The 17,335-nt window shown below is 59.0% G+C and carries 15 protein-coding genes; 11 read left to right on the top strand and 4 right to left on the bottom strand.

The features are described from left to right. Positions 1-20: 20 nt before the first annotated feature. The 6 genes from KIN_RS19100 to KIN_RS19075 all read left to right on the top strand — a co-directional run bounded on the left by KIN_RS19100 (position 21) and on the right by KIN_RS19075 (position 6,370). Complete coding sequence (locus KIN_RS19100; RefSeq protein WP_159810124.1) at positions 21-902, top strand: LysR substrate-binding domain-containing protein; 882 nt, start codon at positions 21-23, stop codon at positions 900-902. A 62-nt stretch (positions 903-964) separates the two neighbouring features. Beyond that, on the top strand, positions 965-1,840 hold the full coding sequence (locus tag KIN_RS19095) for an alpha/beta fold hydrolase (protein ID WP_159810122.1): 876 nt from the start codon (positions 965-967) through the stop codon (positions 1,838-1,840). A 4-nt stretch (positions 1,841-1,844) separates the two neighbouring features. After that, positions 1,845-2,918 (top strand): tartrate dehydrogenase, encoded by a 1,074-nt coding sequence (locus KIN_RS19090; RefSeq protein WP_159810120.1) that lies wholly within the window; start codon positions 1,845-1,847, stop codon positions 2,916-2,918. A gap of 448 nt (positions 2,919-3,366) precedes the next feature. After that, positions 3,367-4,260: an AraC family transcriptional regulator gene (locus KIN_RS19085; protein ID WP_159810118.1), complete on the top strand. Its 894-nt coding sequence runs from the start codon at positions 3,367-3,369 to the stop codon at positions 4,258-4,260. A gap of 169 nt (positions 4,261-4,429) precedes the next feature. Then, positions 4,430-5,389, top strand: a complete 960-nt coding sequence (locus tag KIN_RS19080) for an alpha/beta hydrolase (protein WP_159810116.1) — start codon at positions 4,430-4,432, stop codon at positions 5,387-5,389. 123 nt (positions 5,390-5,512) lie between these two features. Then, on the top strand, positions 5,513-6,370 hold the full coding sequence (locus KIN_RS19075; protein ID WP_159810114.1) for an oxidoreductase: 858 nt from the start codon (positions 5,513-5,515) through the stop codon (positions 6,368-6,370). A gap of 34 nt (positions 6,371-6,404) precedes the next feature. On the opposite strand, the gene KIN_RS19070 is transcribed toward KIN_RS19075, so the two are convergent. Next, on the bottom strand, positions 6,405-8,924 hold the full coding sequence (locus tag KIN_RS19070; protein WP_159810112.1) for a heavy metal translocating P-type ATPase: 2,520 nt from the start codon (positions 8,922-8,924) through the stop codon (positions 6,405-6,407). 135 nt (positions 8,925-9,059) lie between these two features. Here KIN_RS19070 and cueR point away from each other — a divergent pair, with 135 nt between their 5' ends. Both cueR and KIN_RS19060 read left to right on the top strand, forming a co-directional pair. Then, positions 9,060-9,455 carry a Cu(I)-responsive transcriptional regulator gene (gene cueR / locus KIN_RS19065; protein ID WP_159810110.1) on the top strand — a complete coding sequence of 132 codons (396 nt, stop codon included), beginning with the start codon at positions 9,060-9,062 and terminating at the stop codon, positions 9,453-9,455. Positions 9,456-9,799: 344 nt separating this feature from the next. Further along, positions 9,800-11,128: a tyrosine-type recombinase/integrase gene (locus KIN_RS19060; protein WP_159810108.1), complete on the top strand. Its 1,329-nt coding sequence runs from the start codon at positions 9,800-9,802 to the stop codon at positions 11,126-11,128. 381 nt (positions 11,129-11,509) lie between these two features. On the opposite strand, the gene KIN_RS19055 is transcribed toward KIN_RS19060, so the two are convergent. Then, entirely contained in the window at positions 11,510-11,839 is a 330-nt protein-coding gene (locus tag KIN_RS19055) for an ArsR/SmtB family transcription factor (RefSeq protein ID WP_159810106.1), read from the bottom strand. Between the two features lie 86 nt (positions 11,840-11,925). On the opposite strand from KIN_RS19055, the gene KIN_RS19050 reads away from it, so the two are divergent. After that, the gene (locus KIN_RS19050; protein ID WP_159810104.1) at positions 11,926-12,942 is read left to right on the top strand and encodes a DMT family transporter; all 1,017 of its coding nucleotides are present in this window, start codon (positions 11,926-11,928) and stop codon (positions 12,940-12,942) included. 89 nt (positions 12,943-13,031) lie between these two features. On the opposite strand, the gene KIN_RS19045 is transcribed toward KIN_RS19050, so the two are convergent. Together KIN_RS19045 and KIN_RS19040 are read right to left on the bottom strand one after the other, a co-directional pair. Next, entirely contained in the window at positions 13,032-14,228 is a 1,197-nt protein-coding gene (locus KIN_RS19045; RefSeq protein ID WP_159810102.1) for an NADH:flavin oxidoreductase/NADH oxidase family protein, read from the bottom strand. Then, positions 14,225-14,776 (bottom strand): Lrp/AsnC family transcriptional regulator, encoded by a 552-nt coding sequence (locus KIN_RS19040; RefSeq protein ID WP_243144980.1) that lies wholly within the window; start codon positions 14,774-14,776, stop codon positions 14,225-14,227. The genes KIN_RS19045 and KIN_RS19040 overlap by 4 nt, the downstream gene beginning before the upstream one ends. Positions 14,777-14,824: 48 nt before the next feature. Between KIN_RS19040 and KIN_RS19035 the strand changes: the two genes are divergently transcribed. Both KIN_RS19035 and KIN_RS19030 read left to right on the top strand, forming a co-directional pair. Then, positions 14,825-15,664, top strand: a complete 840-nt coding sequence (locus KIN_RS19035) for a PhzF family phenazine biosynthesis protein (protein ID WP_159810100.1) — start codon at positions 14,825-14,827, stop codon at positions 15,662-15,664. Between the two features lie 611 nt (positions 15,665-16,275). Beyond that, positions 16,276-16,971 carry a DUF4304 domain-containing protein gene (locus KIN_RS19030; RefSeq protein WP_159810098.1) on the top strand — a complete coding sequence of 232 codons (696 nt, stop codon included), beginning with the start codon at positions 16,276-16,278 and terminating at the stop codon, positions 16,969-16,971. Positions 16,972-17,335: the final 364 nt, after the last annotated feature.

The raw sequence follows: 17,335 nt of genomic DNA, 5'->3' as shown, positions 1-17,335 counted from the left end.
CAAACAAGGAGACACCCGCCATGGAGCTTAAGCAGCTGCGTATATTTCTTGCCGTCGCAGACGGACTGCACTTCGGTCGCGCGGCTGAGGCAATGAATATGGCGCAACCTGCGTTATCTGCTCAGATCAAGAACTTGGAAGAGCGCCTCGGCGTCAAATTGTTTGAGCGCACAACGCGAAGCGTAAGCCTGACACGGGCGGGCGAGACATTTCTGCCCGAGGCGAAAGCCACCCTTGCGCAAGCAGATGCCGCCGTAACTGCGGCACGATCCGTGCGCGACGATGGCATGGGCCTCCTGAAAGTGGGCGGCGTCGATTCGGCAACTGTCGGCCTTTTGCCTGAAGTCGTGCGCCGGTTCAGAAGTAGGTATCCACAGACCGAAATCAAAATTTTTGAGATGCTTTCTGCGCCCGCAATTCATGCACTTGCAAACCGATCGCTGGATGTCGCTTTCGTGCGCATTCCGCCGAAGGAAAGCTATTTGGAGTCGAGGGCGGTCTTCAGCGAGCCGATCGTCGTTGCGTTGCCGGGCGATAGTCCCTTTGCAAAAGAAAGCTCCGTATCGCTCCATGATATTGCGGGGCAGCCATTGGTCATCCCCGCGCGGTCCCACAGGCCCATTCTCTTTGACGTTATTCACAAGCATTTTCGTGATAACGGGATCGAACCACATATCCTGCAAGAGGCGAATGAACGGCACATGATCATTGCAATGGTCGCGGCCGGTCTGGGTGTCTCACTGGTCCCCGAATGGGTCAGCCAATTCAAACGCGATGATGTCGTTTACCTTCCCCTCAGCGAGCCCTGTCCGCTTGTTGATGTTCACGTCGCGTGGCGCTCTGGTGAGGGTATGAAACCGGCCCTGGATTTCCTCGAATGTGTGCCCGATCACCCGGATTAATCAAAAATGTGTCTCAATTAAACTGATTGGACAAGCCCAACTGGAACACCTTATCTGGGCATATGTTTGAAGGTTTCCATCCATTCACCCACGACAGCGGTGAAGCCCAAATCTACGGTGTCATCGGTGGCGACGGCCCGCCCCTTCTGCTTCTGCACGGCTATCCTCAGACCCACGCAATGTGGCACAAGGTGGCCCCGAAGCTTGCCGAAAGCTTCACGGTAGTCGCGGCTGATTTGCGAGGTTATGGACGATCTTCCAAGCCCGAGACGACATCCGACCATGCGCCGTATTCGAAACGGGCTATGGCTAAGGATATGGCAAGCCTTATGGAGGGTCGCGGGTTTCTCAAATTCCATGTTGGCGCCCATGACCGTGGCGCTCGGGTTGCTCACCGTCTTGCGATTGATTTCTCGGATCGGGTCGAAAAGCTGGCGGTGCTCGACATCGCCCCTACCCGCGAAATGTATGCGAATACCACCGATGCATTCGCGCGCGCCTATTGGCACTGGTTCTTCCTCATCCAGAAGGCGCCTTTCCCTGAGCGCATGATCGAGCCTGATCCGGACGCGTACTGGAAGAAGAAATGCGGATCAGGGGTGGCAGGACTGACGCCATTTACCCAACATGCGATGAACGATTATCTTGCCGCGTTCCGCAATCCCAAAACGATCCACGCCAGTTGCGAAGATTACCGCGCGGCCGCAACGATCGACATCAAGCACGACAATGAAGATGGCGATTTCAAGCTGAAATGCCCGGTTTTGGCTCTGTGGGGTGTCCATGGCGCAATCGAGGCACATTTTGACTGCCTTGCACTCTGGCGGATGCGCGCCCGTGAGGTCCAGGGCGAGGCTCTGCCCGCCGGACATTATCTGGCCGAAGAGCTGCCCGACGAAATCATAACCCAATTTAACCGTTTCTTCGCGAAGGATTAAGCACTTGGCCAGCGGCAAAACCTACAAAATCGCCTCCATCCCCGGGGATGGCATCGGCAAGGAAGTCATACCCGTTGGTCAGCGCGCAGCAGAAGCTGCGGCAGCCAAGCACGGGTTCAGCCTGACATGGACAGAATTCGACTGGTCGTGCGAACGCTACGTGGAAACAGGCCAGATGATGCCCGATGATGGTATCGCTCAGGTCAAGGAACATGATGCGATCTATCTGGGCGCTGTCGGATGGCCGACGGTGGAAGACCATGTCTCGCTCTGGGGTCTACTGATCCCTTTGAGACGCGAGCTTGATCTCTACGCGAACGTGCGTCCGGTCCGCTTGCTCAAAGGGGTGCAGTCCCCTTTGGCCAATCGTAAACCTGAAGAAATCGACTTCATCGTCGTCCGAGAAAATGTCGAAGGCGAGTATTCCGAGATCGGCGGAAGGCTGTACCGCGGCACTGAAAATGAGGTGGCTGTTCAGGAAGCTATGTTCACACGGCGCGGCACCGACAGGATCATGGATTACGCATTCAAGGTCGCAAAACAGCGCAAACGCAAGCACGTGACATCCGCCACGAAGTCCAACGGGATCGTTCACACGATGCCGTTCTGGGACGAACGGTTCGCAGCGGCCGGGAAGCGTCACCCCGAAATAGAGACATCTCAGTACCACATCGACATTCTCACGGCGCATTTCGTTCAGCATCCGGACTGGTTCGACGTGGTGGTCGGCTCCAATCTTTTTGGCGACATCCTGTCTGATCTGGGTCCTGCCGTTGCCGGGTCCATCGGGATTGCGCCAGCTGCGAACATCAATCCCGAGGGAGTGTTCCCATCAATGTTCGAACCCGTCCACGGCTCGGCCCCTGATATTGCAGGCAAAGGCATTGCCAACCCGGTCGCCGCAGTCTGGACCGCCGCGATAATGCTGGAACATCTGGGTGAAACCGAGGCGGCCAAGACGCTTGAAGCCGCAATCGAAGCGACGTTGCAGGCGCCTGAGACAAAGACCGCAGATCTGGGTGGCACCGCCAATACCGAGCAAAGCGCCACGGCGATTATCGAAGCAATCAACGGATGACGGCCGGCGCATGTAGAGATCAAAGGGGGTAGGCCCGCGCCTGCCCCTTTTTACTATTTGAAAACCGCTCAAGAAAGCCAGTCACCACCGCCAACGTTCCCGCACCAAGCAACGCTTTCAAGAATGCCATGTTGCCGTAGCATGGCAGTGCCTTGGCCCCCGAGTGCATCGAAAGAAACTCAGGCGTTCATATTGTGCGGGTCACCTGCGTACGGTCGGTAAAAACGTCCGGGATACGGCAGCGTTAGCGTAGGAAGCCGCCAGAGTCTGACCTAATCGCAACGTATCAGTTGTAGCGGGTCCGATGATTACCCGTCGCATTCAGATCCGGTTCGGCATCTGCGTTACCGTTCGCTTTTGGGGCTTCTCGATCTACAAAGTGATAAACCTATGAACGACGGCTAAAACGCCTACATTCAGCCTGCCATACAAAGGATCTACGTCAAACATGCCACAGCGCTATAGAGACATTTATCCGTCCCTCCCGCTCATAGACAGCGAAGGTATCGAACACGTCTCTGCAGCCCGCCTCATGTCGGTGCAGTATTTTCAGGCCCCGCCAGACTCAATGCCCGAGGATGTTTTTGCCGAGCATCATCTTCTGCTCAACTTGAAAGAGGACCCTCATCGGGTGCAAAATCGCCGCAATGGCGAACTGCGTGACTTTGAGTTCCGCAAAAACGATATCATCTTCACACCAGCGGGTGTGCGGTCGGGCTGGCGCTGGTTTGCGCAATCAGACGTTATCGTCGTCACCTTGGAACCCGCGGAGGTGCAACGCTTTGCCGAGCGAGAGCTTGGGATGCTGCTGTCCGACAAGCAGTTCGAGGATCTTCCGCAGTTTTCAGATGCAGATTTATGTGCCGCCGGCGTAATGCTGCGCGACAGTATAGCGGCCGGTGATATGTCTTCGGCTGTTATGTTCGAAGCCATGGCGCGGGTTTTCCTGGTCAAGCTTCTGCAAAAGTACGGCCAGCGTCGGCCCGAGGAGATCGCCTTGTCGGCGCGCTTTACATCGGTCCATTATCAAAAGGTGCTCGGTTTTGTGCGCGCCAACATTGATCGCACTATTGTGCTGGATGACCTGGCGGCTGAAGTCGGCATGTCGAGTTCTCATTTCAGTCGAGTTTTCAAAGAGGTGATGGGCAAATCTCCGATGCAATTTGTGCTGTCCTACCGGGTTGAGCAAGCCATGCGCCGCATGGAGGACCAATCCCTGTCATTGGGCGAGATAGCGCTTGATTGCGGGTTCGCGGACCAGGCGCATTTCACGCGGACGTTCAAGCAACTCACGGGAACCACGCCTTCAGCACATCGGTCGAACTTGCAGCCCACCACGTAAGACTAAGCAGCCACCCCACACCATAACGTTGCTGATCGGGCGCGTGCGTAGAGTTCAAAGCAAGAATATTCAAAAACTCTGGACGCCTCTTCAAGTTATCGGGACAGCGGCGCCGTATCTCTTGTGTCATCGGGCAACACGCCCAACGGACTCATCGGGAGATAGATCAATGAAGATAACAGCCCTCACGACTGCCGCGGTGTTGATGACTTCAACGGCGGCCATCGCTCAAATGGAAACCCGCACCGTGACCTTCGAAAACGAAGGATCAACATTGTCCGGGACGCTCTATCTGCCAGAAGGTCATGATGGCTCTGCCCTGCCCACAGTTGTCGTAACGGGCGCATGGACGACGGTGGAAGAGCAGATGCCAGCCATCTATGCCGAGGAAATGGTCGAGCGTGGATTTGCCGCCTTCACCTTTGATTTCCGCGGCTGGGGCAAGTCCGGAGATCTGGCCCAAAATGCGCGCTTCGTCGAAAGCCCCGAGGCCAAGATCAGTGACATCGAAGCCGCATTCGAATTCGTCGCAACGCTGCCCGAAGTTGATCAGGCACAGATCAACGGTCTCGGCATTTGCGCGTCCGCTGGCTACATGGTGGATGCCGTCGCGGGCAATGATTTGGTGAACCGCATCGGCCTCGTCGCCCCATGGTTGCAAAACGAGGAGATCGTGAACGCCGTCTACGGTGGCGAAGACGGCGTGAACGGATTGATCGACGTCAGTCGCGCTGCCGAAGCAGCCGGTGGTGACATCATTCCGGCAGCCGGACCGACAGGCACGGAAGGCGTGTTGATGCCCTTTGATGGATACTATGTCGATCCTCAGCGGGGGGCGATCCCGGCCTATGACAACCAGTGGAACAACGCGGGCTGGGAAGGCTGGCTCACCTATCATCCCGCCGACAATCCCAACCGTCTCACGCAACCGCTGGCCATCGTCCATTCGGAAGCCGCTGCTATCCCGCAAGGCGTGCGCACCTTTCTGGAAGGTTTCACCGGGGATGCCACGCTGAAGATGCTGGAAGAGGTCACGCAGTTCGACTTCTACGACAATCCCGAGGACGTGACCCGCGCTGCGGATACGATTGCGGACCACTTCGCAGCCCCCTCAGATCAAGCCAGCTAACCCGGTTCACCCCATTCCATATGCCGCCCCTTGGTAAACTGGGGCGGCATATCGGTCTGCATAGCCATGGGGCGCGCGGCTTCACGCAACTGATCATACGCATAAATTGAGAGGCTTACTCCTATGGCACAAACATGGTTCATCACAGGCGCGTCGTCAGGATTTGGTCGGGCCATCGCAGAATATGTGGTCACACAAGGGGACAACGTTGTCGGGATTGCCCGCCGCACCGAAAGCCTGCAAGACTTGGTCGCTCAGGCGCCCGATCGTGTTGTCGCGATTGCAGCTGACGTCACAGAGGTCGAAGACGTCGAAAATGCCGTTCAAGCTGTGGCGGATCGGTTCAGCCGGATCGACGTTTTGGTGAATAACGCGGGCTTCGGTATGGTTGGTGCGGTCGAAGAAACGAGCGACGCGAGCCTGCGGCGCGTAATGGAGACCAATTTTTTCGCGGCCATGACCGTAACCCGCACCGCCCTTCCGCTTATGCGCAGGCAGCGCACCGGCGCGATTGTGATGATGTCATCCATGGGCGGACAAATGTCATTTGCCGGGTTTGGCGCGTATTCCGCTTCTAAATTCGCACTAGAGGGCGCGTCCGAAGCGCTTGCTCAAGAAATTGCCCCTTTCGGTCTGAAGCTCATGATTGTCGAGCCCGGCGCGTTCAGGACAAACTTCGCAGCACCCGGCACAATGGTTCATCTGCCAGAGACAGAGGCCTATCAAAGCATCGTCGGACCAACCCGGCGGTTCGCCTACAGCATGCATGGTGCGCAAAACGGTGATCCCGCGAAAGCCGCGCGCGCCATCGCCACCGCAATTGCCGCGGACACGCCGCCGCTGCGGCTGGCTTTGGGAAGCGACGCTATTGACTGCGTCCGGGACCACGCATCCGACGTGCTTGCGGAGATGTCCCATTGGGCGCGCGTCGGTAGGGACGTGTCGTTGGAAATTCCCAACGAACAAGAAACAGCGGCATGAGGTCCAGAAAGATGGCGGCGCTGACGCATATTCGCTATTCGGCAGGAACGGCACTTGACGCCGGACCTCGCGAGGCGGGACGCCGTTCGTCTTGCATCGGTGCGTGCCATGTTCGCAACCGTAAGGCGTTGCTGAGAACAAACACGGAGCTCAGCGCCATAGCGGCAGCTGCAAAGATCGGTGATAAAAGAAGGCCAAATGCGGGGTACAGGATTCCCGTCGCGACGGGCAGCAACGCCGTGTTGTAGGCGAACGCCCAGAACAGGTTTTGGTTGATGTTCCGGAGTGTCGCTTTCGATAGTGCAATGGCGTTCGGCACGCCCCTGAGAGAGCCCGACATCAGTACGACATCTGCCGCCTCGATCGCCACATCCGTACCCGTCCCAATAGCCACTCCGACATCCGCTTCGGCAAGAGCCGGAGCGTCATTGATCCCGTCGCCCACAAAGGCCAAGCGTCCATGCGCCGCGCGGAGCGCCCTCACCGCCGCCACCTTGCCGTCAGGCAGCACCTCTGCGATGACCTCGTCAATGCCAAGCTGCTGGGCAATCGCCTCGGCCGTGCGATGGTTGTCACCCGTGATCACAGCAACCTTCAAACCCAGATCGTGCAACGCGCGGATCGCGGCGGGCGTTGTTTCCTTGATCGGGTCTGCTACGGCAATGATAGCCGCGAGCCTGCCATCGATAGCCGCATAGAGCGGCGACTTGCCCTCATCCCCAAGCCGACGGGCGGTGTTGGCAAAGGCCGAAATATCATGACCAAGCTCGCTCATGTACCGGTCCGCCCCGATCTCAACCCTTAGCCCCCCTGCCGCGGCGGCGACCCCCATGCCAGTGACGCTTTCAAATGCGGTCACATCCGGCAGGGCGAGACCTTGGTCACGGGCCGCTGCGACGAGGGCGCGAGCAATGGGATGCTCGGACTTTGCTTCCACCGCAGCGATGCGCGCAAGAACGTCCGTGCGCTCAAAGCCATGTATCACTTCAAGGTCAGTCAGGCGCGGCGCGCCTTCGGTCAACGTCCCGGTCTTGTCGAGCGCAACAACACGGGCCTCTTTCAGCAGTTGCAGCGCCTCACCTTTGCGAAACAGGACGCCCATCTCGGCACCCCGCCCCGTGCCGACCATGATAGACGTTGGTGTGGCAAGGCCCATTGCGCAGGGACACGCGATGATCAGAACCGCAACAGCGTTCACAAGACCAAATGTCAGTGACGGATCCGGCCCAAAGGCGAACCAGACGATGAATGTCAGTACGGCGAGCGCGATGACGACGGGCACAAAATACATCGTCACCTTGTCCACCATCGCCTGTATCGGCAGCTTGGAACCTTGGGCCGCCTCAACCATTCGGATGATCTGGGCAAGCATCGTGTCGGCGCCCACGGCTGTCGCGCGCAGGACGAGACTGCCGGTCTGGTTGATGGTGCCGCCCACCACGGTCGCGCCGACCTTCTTGACCACAGGGATTGGCTCGCCGCTGATCATGCTCTCATCGACGTAACTGGCCCCGTCAATCACTTCTCCGTCTACGGGCAAACGCTCGCCCGGCCGAACCTCTAGGATGTCATCGATCAAAACGTCAGCGATAGATATCTCCACGACCGTCCCATCGCGCCGGATGCGGGCTGTTTTTGGCTGAAGGTTGACCAAACGCCGTATCGCGTCTGAGGTGCGCCCCTTTGCGCGTGCTTCCATCCAACGGCCGACGAGGATCAGCGTCACGATGACAGCGGCGGCTTCAAAATAGACGTTGACCGTGCCTTTCGGCAGCAGGCCCGGCGCGAAGGTTGCCACGACTGAGAACAGATAGGCCGCCGAGGTTCCCACCGCGACGAGGCTGTTCATATCAGGCGCACCCTTAAAGAGTGCCGGAACACCCTTGGTGTAGAATTGCAACCCGGGTCCAAAGAGCACGATTGTTGTAAATGCTAACTGGATCAACCAATTGGCCTGCATGCCTATGGTGGTCATGATCAGTGTATGCAATCCGGGTATAAGGTGCGCGCCCATTTCCAGCAGAAAAACAGGCAGAGTCATAACAGCGGCGATCATCACACTGCGTCTGAGCTTGCGCACCTCTTCGGCGGTTTTTTCGGACGTCGTCGCTTGCGGTGAGATGTCGGACGTGGTCTCGCGTGCGATGTAGCCAATGTCCTTGAGGGCCGAAATCAAAGCCGCTGCGTCGGTGATCGTGCTAACGGTTGCCCGCTCTGCGGCGAGGTTCACGCTGGCTTCGGCAACCCCGGGCACGGCTTTCAATGCGCGTTCCACCCGACCCACGCAGGAGGCGCAATTCATCCCTTCCACCGCAAAAATGATTGTCTGGTCAGGTACGCGATACCCCAAATCCTCTACCACCCTGATAAGCGCGGCTTGGTCGACCGGCTTATCCAGATGAACATCTGCGCGCGCGGTCGCGAGATTCACATTGGACCCAACAACGCCGGGCACCGCCTTTAACGCACGCTCCACCCGACCCACGCAGGAGGCGCAGGTCATCCCCTCTATGGGAAATGTGACCGATTTCGCAGTCTGGTGCTTCGTGGTCATGGGACGCTCTTTGTCGCTGAAATTGGCTAGAAACCACAATATGGAGATTCCAGTCGCTGGAAGGTCAAGGGATAATGTGCTACCAGCGTTCCGGTGGGCGGGACTTGTCCATCCCGATTTAGGGGGCAAGAGAGTATGAATATCGGAGAAGTGTCGCGCGCCAGTGGGCTGCCGCCGAAAACGATCAGATACTATGAAGATATTGATCTTGTCAGGCCCGCGCGTGGTGGCAATGGATACCGTGATTTCAGCGCTCAGGATGTGCATAAACTAACGTTTCTCGGGCGGTCACGATCGCTTGGGTTTTCGATTGAAGACTGTCGAACCCTTCTTTCACTTTACGAAGACCGAAATCGCGCAAGCGCCGACGTGAAGGCCGTTGCCGCGGACCATCTGCAGCGCATCGCCAAAAAGATCGACGAACTTGAGGCGCTTAAATCAACGCTGGAGACCCTTGTGACGCGCTGTCACGGCGACGACCGACCCGATTGCCCGATACTCAACGATCTCGCAGGTTCGAACGCCGGATGAACATCATTATCGTCGATACGCTGAGTGCGATCTAGCCAGCGCTTATCTTTCACGACACCGGACTTTGGAACTGTCCAAAGCGCCCGACAACACCGCCTGTTGTCTGCCATCTTTAGGCTGATTGGCGCACCCATCAGGATTCGAACCTGAGACCTCTGCCTTCGGAGCTGGTCAAATGACCTTTCCTAATTGCGCGATAGGATACGCCAGAGCACGCTAGATGGCTGAAAAAACTGGATTTTTCAAATCATCGCTCCGACGTCTCTATCCGAGAATACGCCTTGATTTCCGCCCGCGTGCTTGCGCTGTGCTTACGTGAAATCGGGCCTTCGAAGGAACGGAGCATGAGCAAACTGACCAAACGATTTGTCGAGTCCGTGGCCCCCAAAAGCAAAGGCCATGTCATCTGGGATGATGAACTGCCGTGCTTCGGGCTTCGTGTCTACCCTTCTGGAAAGCGAAGCTACCTCGTTCAGTACAGGGCCAAAGGTCGCTCGCGACGCTACACGATTGGACTCCATGGCGTCTGGACGCCGGAGACTGCACGCCGGGAAGCGAAGGCGCTTCTTGGCCAGATCGCTCAGGGAGAGGATCCTGCAGCCGAGCGGGAGGAGGAACGTCGCGCGGCGACCGTTCGGGAACTGTGCGAGCAGTATATCGCCGACATGGAGGCCGGTCTTGTTCTTGGGAAAGGTGGCCGTCCCAAGAAAGCGACGACTGTTGCAACTGACGTAGGCCGCATTCGCCGGCACATCATTCCTTTGCTCGGCACGCGTAGGATCAAGGACATCACCAAGCCAGACATGAACAACCTGATGAAGGACATCATTGCTGGCAAGACGCGCGTTGTGATGAAAACGGAGAAGCTACGCGGCAAGGCGATCGTGCGCGGCGGCCGCGGCACCGCGATCCGCACTATGGGACTTCTCGGCGGCATCTTCACCTACGCGATAGAGGCCGGGATCATAGACCAGAACCCGACGCACGGCCTCAAGAAACCTAGGTACAAGGTTCGGGACCGCCGATTGAGTGAAGCAGAGTATCGGACGTTGGGTCGCCTGCTAAAGGACGTGCAATATGACAACCACTACGGCATCCACGCCGAGATCCTACGTCTCATTGCGCTGACCGGCTGCCGGCGAGGCGAGATCATTAGCCTGCGGTGGAGCGAGGTCGACATTGAAGGAAGCTGTCTGCGACTGAAAGACAGCAAAGAAGGCGCTTCCGTGCGCCCAGTTGGCCTTCCGGTTGTCGACTATCTCGAGGCCGCACGTTTGAAACGGGATGGGACCTATGTCTTTCCCGGCCAAGGTGACGACAACGCCGTCGGGAACTTCCCTCAGAGTTGGAAGAAGCTCTTCTCGGAAACGCCGCTTTGGGATGTTACGCCCCACGTCCTTCGGCACAGCTTCGCCAGTATCGCCAACGACCTTGGCTTTACCGAAATTACCATCGCCGCACTGATCGGTCATGCCAAGGGATCGGTCACGAGCAAGTATGTTCACACGCTCGACTCGACCTTGATCATGGCCGCCGACACAGTGTCAGGCTACGTGAAGGCTCTTCTTGAGGGGGTCGAGTTCAGGCGAAACACCTACACACTTGACCGACAAACTCGACGGAGCGCGATCAACGATATGCTGATCGAGGCGAAACCACAGACACTTTCCTAGTCTCGCTGGGGCGGTCGCCTACGAGCGCCAGAAGCGGCGCACTCGGCCCACACCACTGACCTCACGTCAGCCATGCTGCAATGCGGCCCACCGAACCAGCCATTGGCTGCACTTCCGAGATCTTGATCCATTCGAACTTACAGCCAGCGGGAAAACCGATCACTGAGCTAACCCAGCATTTTTCAACACTTGGCCTGCGCGCTTGAGGAACGGCTACCTTACCTTCGCGTCGAGCGTCATCGGACCGGGCATTCAAAGCTGGTTCGAGGGACGGATAGCAATCCAGCAATTCTCAGAGGTGCCAAATCGCTGGTTTGTACAACAGATTGCAGAGCGAACGGCATCCTTTAAACAAAAGGAACGCCAATGGAGCTTCAAAACCTAAAGCTCCAACTCCTCCTCAACCCATGTGAGGTAGTCGCGGATCGCCGCGTCGTCGCGCTTGCAATGCCCCCATTTTCCAATGCGGGTGACAGTGACGAAGCGGGCCTGTCGCAGAATATCGAGATGGCGGCTGGCGGTCGGTTGGGCCACCCCGATGGCCTCTGCTATCAGCGACATGCACACACCTTCCGTGGCCGGGTCAGCGGACCATTGATCGGGGAAGTTCCCTTTCGGATCGGCCAGAAGTCGGAGCACCTTCATCCGTACTTCGCTGGACAGCGCTTTGATCTGGGTGGCTCGATCTACGGCGACGATCTGATCTGACATCTAGAAGTTGCTCATCTGTGGTTCGAAGCGAGCATAGCGCAGTCGGATAATCGCCGCTTTACATTTACACTTCGCTAAGTGACTATATGAGTGGTTTTGAAGCCAAGCGCAAGGGTGAAACCTGCGCCTCGGCAGCATCCGACATTGAGGTTACCGTGGAAAAGACAGCACCCGAACCGCCAAAGACGCTCCCCATGCTCGCGCTGGGCGGCGCGGCGTTTATTGGCTCGATCATGGGTGTCTTCGCGCGGGAGCTGGCCACAGGCCTCAACGTTGTTGAACAGGTCGCGCTTCGGTCGCTGATAGGAGCGGTTGTCCTTCTTTGTGTGTGCTGGCGGATCATCGACTTCGGTAAATTCCGCACCGCGCCGAGATCGGACCTTCGCCTGACGGCCGCCCGCGCCGTCGCGATGTTCGTGATCGCGATTTCTCTTGGAACGGTGGCGTTCGTGGAGGGCAATTACGCTTCCGCTGCCGTGATTATGGCCCTCCCAACCCCCGCCGTCCTGAGTGTGGTGATGTTCGGAGAGCGGATGTCCGTGCGGGACGGGATGTTCGTGACGCTCGCCTTCGTCGGCGCGGCTCTGACGATCCTGGCCGGGACAGGCGCAGGTGCCGCGCTTGGTTTGATACTTGACTGGCCGATGCTCTGCGCGCTTCTGGCAACGCTGTTCATGTCCTGGGGCATCCTCGCGCGGAAGTGGCAATCGCCGCACCTGACGAACTACGAAACGACGTTCCTGATGCTAATGGTCGCCGTAATTGTCATGGCGCTCGCAGCCGCCGCGTGGTGCCTCTGGACGGGACGCGTGCCGGGCCTCACGATCTACCTCCTCGGTGTCGGTCTTGCCGCCGGGCTAGCGAATATCGGTTTCCTCCTGGGCACCAACTACGCCATCCCGCAGCTCAAAGGCGTGGTGACGAACAACCTCCTCGCGCTACAGCCAGTGTTCGGGATCATCGTGGGCGTCGCAGTCTTCGCGGAAGTTCCGACCGTCGCTGCAGTCATCGGCTGCGTGCTGATCCTCGTGTCTGTCCTCGCCATCGCCAACCCAAAGTTGCTGTCTCGGCGCGGTGCCGTCGCGGACATGGCAGGGAGATAGAGACTACGTGGCGCTCGCGCGATTTCGCTGGTTTTCGCAACAAGTCGTTCTGGATGGACATACTCGTGAAACGAACTCTAGGAACGGCCCTACCGCACTGCTGAGAATCGTTCGTTCCACCGGGTCACGCGATCCGTATCCCGCGTCTCGTAGGCAGCGATGGCTACGCTCAAATCGCACTCCGGCCCCTCACGATCTTCCCCAAGCGCGGTCAGCTGCATGGTGTACCAAGCCGTAATGCCACCCTCAGGCGGATCGGGGAAGCGAGGGAAGATCGGGTCGAAATCGCCACCGCCGCGCCACCGCTCGGGCAAGTCAGGATCGAGCACAAGGACACGGGCCAGGCCGACTACGTCGGCACCGCCGCCGGTTACGGCGTCGATGGCGGCGGCGCGCGTCTTGAACCCGCCAGTGACCATCAGCGGCACGTCCGTCCGGTCCCGGGCGGCCTGCGCGAAGTCGAGGAAGTAGGCGCCCGACCCGCCCGCGTCGGAGACGGCGCGCGCACCGGGGAAGTAGGTGCCGCCGCTCACGTCGATCAGGTCGATCCCCGCACTGTCGAGGGCGGCGACCACCTCCAGCGCGTCCTCGGGCGTCAGCCCGCCCTCCAACTGGTCCGTCGCGTTTAGCTTGACGCCGATGGGAAAGCGCGTTCCGACGGCAGACCGCACGGCCGCGATTACGTCGAGCAATAGCCGCATCCGGTTGGCAATGGTGCCGCCATGGGCATCGGTCCGGCGGTTGAAGAGCGGGGACAGGAACTGGCTGAGCAGGAAGCCGTGCGCGGCGTGGACCTCCACGCCCCCGAAGCCCAGGTCGCGTGCCAGCTGGGCGGTACGCGCGAAGGCGTCCGGAAGGGCCGCGATCTCCGTCGCCGTCAGCGCCACGCTGGTCAAGCCGGGCAGGTCCAGCGCGCTCGGCCCCTTCGGCGTGCCGATGGGCGGATGCGTCATCGCCCCCGCATGGCCGAGCTGCGCCCACAGGTGCGTGCCATCCGCCGACCCCCGCCGGACCAGTTCGCGGAAGGCCGTATGGTCGGATAGGTCGCCCAGGACGAGGTTGCCCGGCTTCTCGGCATGGCGCGGGTCGCCTTGCACCTCGCCGATGATCGACAGCCCGATCCCGCCCGCGGCCCATCGCTCGTACAGCCGCATCTGCGTCGCCGTGGGATTGCCCCGCCCGTCGCCAAGTGAGTCCGACATGGCAGCCTTCGCGATCCGGTTGGGAAGGACCACGCCACAGGGCAGTTCGAGCGGTCGGAAGAGCGGAGCAGAATCTGAGGTCATCGCGCAGCCTCGTCCCGGCGCCGCGGCGCCAGTTCGGGCATCCGGCCGCGAAGGAGGGATGACTTGACGACGGCGGTATGCGTCTCCGCCCGCTCGTGAAGAGGCAACAGGATGGCGTCCAGCTCCGCCACGCTGAGGAGGGCGAGGCGGGCGACGAAGCAATCCTCCCCTGTCACGCGGTCGCAAGCGGTGAAGCGCGGCTCGTCGCGGATCATTTGCTCGACCAGGTGCATCTGCCGGGATCGCGGCTTGATCCGTATGATGGCCTCCAGCGTGTAGCCGAGGGCGTCCGGGTCCACGCGGACGCCGAACCCCTCGATCACGCCGTCGTCGCGTAGGCGGCGCAACCGTTCCCCGACCGACGGGCCGGACAGGCCGACCTGCTTCCCGATCTCCGCCAAGCTCGCGCGGCCGTCGGCGTCGAGCGCGGCGATGATCGCGTGGTCGATCTGATCGAGAGGCTTTGACATGCTGGCAGGTTGCCGCTTTGACCGGCAGAAGGAAAGACCATTTGTCGTCTCGGCCTTCAGTATCGCCGGTACGGCCATACCGACGGCGCCTATGCTGTTCGTCAACCGAAAACGAAAGGATAGACTATGGACGTCCAACGTATCGCCGCCTTCGCTCAAGACGGTCGGGGCGGGAACCCGGCAGGCGTCGTCCTGCTTGACGCACCGGCCGCCGAGGCCGAGATGGCGCGCATCGCCGCCGAGGTCGGCTATTCCGAGACCGCCTTCGCCGCGCGGCAGGGCGACGGCACAGACGACTGGCGCGTGCGCTACTTCTCGCCCGAGTCCGAGGTGCCGTTCTGCGGCCACGCAACCATTGCGCTCGGCGCGGTCTTGGGAGAGCGGTACGGCCCCGGGACTTATCGGCTAACGCTGAACGACGCGGCCATCAGTGTCGATACGGAGGCGACTGCGACGGGCATGGCGGCGACCCTGACTTCTCCGCCAACCCGTAGCCGCCCGGCGACCGCCGAGGAGCGTGACGATGCGCTCGCCCTGTTCGGTCTGGCGGAGACGGATCTGGACGATCGCCTGCCCCCGGCGCGCATCCACGGCGGCGCGGACCACGTCGTGCTCGCGCTGAGCAACCGCGTTACGCTTGCGGCGATGGACTACGATCTGGGTGCTGGGCGCGACATCATGCGGCGGCACGGATTGGTGACGATCATGCTGGTCCATGTCGAGGGTGATCAGGCCTTCACAGCCCGCAACGCCTTCGCGTCCGGCGGTGTACTTGAGGACCCCGCCACCGGCGCGGCAGCGGCAGCCTTCGCGGGCTATTTGCGCGACCTCGGATGGCCCCACGGGGGTCGCTTCACGATCCGCCAGGGCGAGGACATGGGTGCGCCCTCGGTGATTGACGTGAGGCTGACCGCGAAGGTCGGGGCGGCGGTGCGGGTGGCCGGACGCGCACGCACCATGGAGTGATCGATCAGATGGGTGCAGGCTAGCGGCACGTCGGTCTGAAACGGCTTGAGCGTGCCGAATGCGGCGGGTGTGACCTCTCGGAACAGCAGCAATGCTTGGTCTGGAGCCTATTGAGATAGTGGGCCGTGCGAAAACGTCCGGTTGCGCAATACTGAGTGGCATAGTGAGGTTTTGTAAGTCTCTGTAATCGCTTTTCTTCTTAGATTGAATGGCTTCGAACCAACATGTCCGCCTGAAGATGCAATGTGTCAAAACCTTGTTGCAAGATCGCGGAATTGAGCAACAAGAAAGCGCAACACCATTTCACAGTCCTCCTGGGGCTCGTTGCTGTCATCGGAGCAGCCGCGGCATCAGCTCGGTCTGCGGCTCTCGGTAGGCGGGGACGGCCCAAAGCCGCCGTCCGTTGACGATATCAGATGCTGCGCCGCGGCCCCGTCGAACCAGCCGTTCGCTACGATTGCAAGATCTCAGCACAAGCGAACTGACAGTCTGCGGGACTTTTCGGACCTTCGCTGCGGCTGCGCCAATGTCTGGTTCGGAAGATCGAATTTTACAAAGGATAGGCAAGTAGTGCATGCTCTGTTGCAGAGTACGTCAGCTCTGCGATTAGAATGAAAGAGGCGCAATTGACCCTTTTCGATCAACCAGCTTCTTTTGCAGAAGATACAAAGAAAATAGCAGCCTTCATGGCGCAAACCCTTAAACCTCTTGGGTATAAAAAACGACGCAACGGCTTCAATCGGAGGCTGGAGAATGGCTTGATCCACCAACTTTCAATTTTCTCTGTTGGGGCTTATTCATGCGATCACGGCAAATTCTACGTTCACGCTGGTTGCTACATTCCGGAAGCAGAACTCTATCGAAAGAATGTAATCGATCCGAAATGGGTGCCGGACTACCTTTGTGCAGTTCGCGGACAATTTCCCCAGAACTATCAGAGCATTAGAACGGTTGCGGCTAATCTTGACTTGATTATCCCACATCTGAACACTGCGCTGGAGATGTTAGCACTCTTCGAAAGCTATGATCCCATATTAGACGTCACGCCACTAAGTGGAAGATTTGACGCCCGAAAGCCGTTATCAACATCAGAAAACACACATTTCTTTTTTGAAACACCAAAGCCTCTTCTAGCGGTCTGCATCTTGGCAGCCCGAGGGGATGATGAAGAAGCTTCGAAGATACTTCATAACTACCTTTCGGTATTGAAAGCAGACGAAACACCCCATCTCGGCCATATCAAAGTGGTTTCAGACTGGGCAATAGAGATGGGGCTTCTCAATTCAGGCATCAAATCGGGCACGTAGAGTTATGCCCACCATTCGGACATTCGTGCGAAGTGCAGCATCAGGTAAAGAGGGCTCTGTGCCGACCTCGGAGCAACCGCAGCATCCATGCGGCAGGCGACTCTGGCCGCATTCAAGCCCGGCCCATAGCTGCCATTGACCTACCCTCGGCTATGCTGCGGCGCGGCCCGCCGAAGGAGACGTTCGCTGCAGTGCGGAAATGATGTGCCAGCGAACTGACTGTCTACGGACAAAACCAGTAATTTAAACATCCGACATGGATGCCGGCTATCGTCAAAATCACTGATCGTCTATGTCGCTGTTTATAGACGCTCTCTGCCGCGACTCAGAACTTGTTGGAATGTATGATGTGGCGAATTCATCG

This window comes from Litoreibacter roseus (assembly GCF_009811795.1).
In the GTDB taxonomy this organism is placed as follows: domain Bacteria; phylum Pseudomonadota; class Alphaproteobacteria; order Rhodobacterales; family Rhodobacteraceae; genus Litoreibacter; species Litoreibacter roseus.
This window is presented reverse-complemented; position numbering and strand designations above follow the sequence as displayed.